This is a genomic window from Pontibacter sp. HJ8, from assembly GCF_054824225.1.
Genome location: NZ_JSYF01000378.1, coordinates 1 through 2,227, shown reverse-complemented (window position 1 = coordinate 2,227; position 2,227 = coordinate 1). Strand labels below are relative to the sequence as shown.

Genomic DNA, 2,227 nt, shown 5'->3' with positions numbered 1-2,227 from the left:
GTTCATAATTAACTAAGATTATTACTGTAAATTATATATATAAGATAATTTTTACTATACAATTGAACGCGTTACGGGGAAGGAAAGCAGTCGTTTTGAGAGGAGGGGCAGGTATAAGACGCGCGATCGCGCAAAAGCTCGCTGCCGCTGGCACCCAAACAGCAGTAGCCGACTTGACAACATCTTACACGCCGACAATGTGGGACTGACGACGTAGTCAAAATGAGTGGTCATTGGAAAAGAAATGAAAAAGTAGGCGAACTCATCAACGGAAACTTCTGCGAGCGCGTAATAGGGTGCACTGGAAAAGAGTGGCCCCTGAACCTGGCCGGTGAACTGGCTGCCGAATGCGGCAGGCTCATCATCGCCGGATTTCATTAGGACGGCATGCGACAGGTGAACATACAACTATGGAACTGGCGCGGGCTCAATGTTATCAATGCGCATGAGCGCGATCCACAGGAATACATAAAGGGTATACAATAGGCTGTCACAGCTGTAGAGAAGGGCATCATCAACCCGGATCTGCTCTATACCCATACGTTTACTTTAGAGGAAATTGACAAAGCCTTCCACCACTTGGCCTCCCGGCCCGATGGGTTTGTGAAGGCATTTATCACACTTTAAACTATGCAGGAAACTCTACTGGACTGCGGACTTGATGCCGTTGCAACAGGTTCATCTTCTCCTTATTCGGAACCGAAACAGGGCTTCCGGAGAGTCGGCTGGATCGGCGCTGGGATGGCGCGACTCACCTCCGTTCCGGATGCAAGGTCGGGAAGGGCCAATGTGGCTGGGCAGGGAGAAGGATTCAATGAAGAAGCAAAAGAAAACGAGAAAGCAGCAGAAGTTATAGATAAAATATACGGGAGATAAAAATCATGGAAGTACAGCATTACCCAAGCAGAATTTTAATGACAGCAGACACGGTAGGTGGTGTCTGGACGTACGCACTGGAACTGATAAGAGCAATGGCCCCGCATGGCACCCAGGTGTCGTTGGCAACAATGGGCGCCCCCCTGAGCGAAGAGCAACGCAGCGAAGTGGAAGGTATAAGCAACCTGACCGTGTATGAAAGCGAGTACAAGCTTGAGTGGATGGACAACCCATGGGAAGACGTGCAGAAGGCAGGCGAGTGGCTGCTTGAGCTGCGCGACAAAGTGCAGCCCGACCTGATCCACCTCAACGGCATGGTACACGGCAACCTGGACTGGGGCAAGCCGGTCCTCCTCGTGGTACACTCCTGTGTGTTGTCCTGGTGGCGTGCCGTTAAAGGCCAGGATGCCCCGGCCGCCTGGAAGAAGTATAGCGACATGGTGAAGAAGGGGCTTCAGTCCGCCGATATGGTGGTGGCGCCAACCCAGGCCATGATGCACCAGGCCGAAGAACTGTACGGACCGTTCAGAAAAAGCTCCGTTGTGTACAATGGCCGTGGTCAGCACCATTTCCAGTTTGGCCGCAAAGAGCCGTTTGTGTTCAGCATGGGCCGGGTATGGGACGAGGCCAAAAACATCTCGATGCTGGCGCACATTGCTTCAGAACTGCAGTGGCCGGTCTACATTGCCGGCGAAGAGAAGCACCCCGATACCGGGAAGCAGGTGGAATTGGAGAACGTCCACTTCCTGGGCCATTTATCAAACAAAGAAGTATCGGACTGGCTATCGAGGGCATCTATTTACGCTTTGCCGGCCAAGTATGAGCCTTTCGGCCTGACCGTGCTGGAGGCTGCCATGTCGGGTTGTGCGCTGGTAGTGGGCAAAACCGAAAGCCAGGCGGAGATATGGGGCAATGCCGCCCGGTATGTAGACCCGCAAAACGCAGATGAGCTCCGCAACACGATCAGCAACCTGATCGAAGACGAATTCTGCCGCAACATCATGGCGTGCCGGGCAGTAAAACGCTCCCATGGCTATACCTCAGACCAGATGGCGCAGGACTACGGCCACCTGTACGGGCAACTCATCAAATCACCGGTTACGGCATAAATAATTATGATTATGTAGTTGCGAGAGTGAGCGAATCAACCTTTTGTAATTCCGTCTTCAGGAGAATGCACGATTGATTTGATGAGATTTTTCGTTCTGATCGAAAGGAATGCAGAACCAAGGAGTAATTCATTTCGAAACCACGCATTCACTCATTCATTACCGGACTGGAACCATGGCAATGCGCATTTCTTGTGAGCGTCGCGCGGGAGCTGAAGGGGGAACAGGTATAGGAGCTGAAG

3 protein-coding genes are annotated in these 2,227 nt (G+C 52.0%); all 3 read left to right on the top strand.

From position 1 onward, the window contains the following. Positions 1-222 precede the first annotated feature (222 nt). The 3 genes from OB13_RS15850 to OB13_RS15840 all read left to right on the top strand — a co-directional run bounded on the left by OB13_RS15850 (position 223) and on the right by OB13_RS15840 (position 1,985). Entirely contained in the window at positions 223-381 is a 159-nt protein-coding gene (locus OB13_RS15850) for a hypothetical protein (RefSeq protein WP_461491152.1), read from the top strand. Between the two features lie 249 nt (positions 382-630). Next, the gene (locus OB13_RS15845; RefSeq protein ID WP_461491151.1) at positions 631-876 is read left to right on the top strand and encodes a hypothetical protein; all 246 of its coding nucleotides are present in this window, start codon (positions 631-633) and stop codon (positions 874-876) included. 38 nt (positions 877-914) lie between these two features. After that, positions 915-1,985, top strand: a complete 1,071-nt coding sequence (locus OB13_RS15840) for a glycosyltransferase (protein WP_461491150.1) — start codon at positions 915-917, stop codon at positions 1,983-1,985. Positions 1,986-2,227 lie beyond the last annotated feature (242 nt).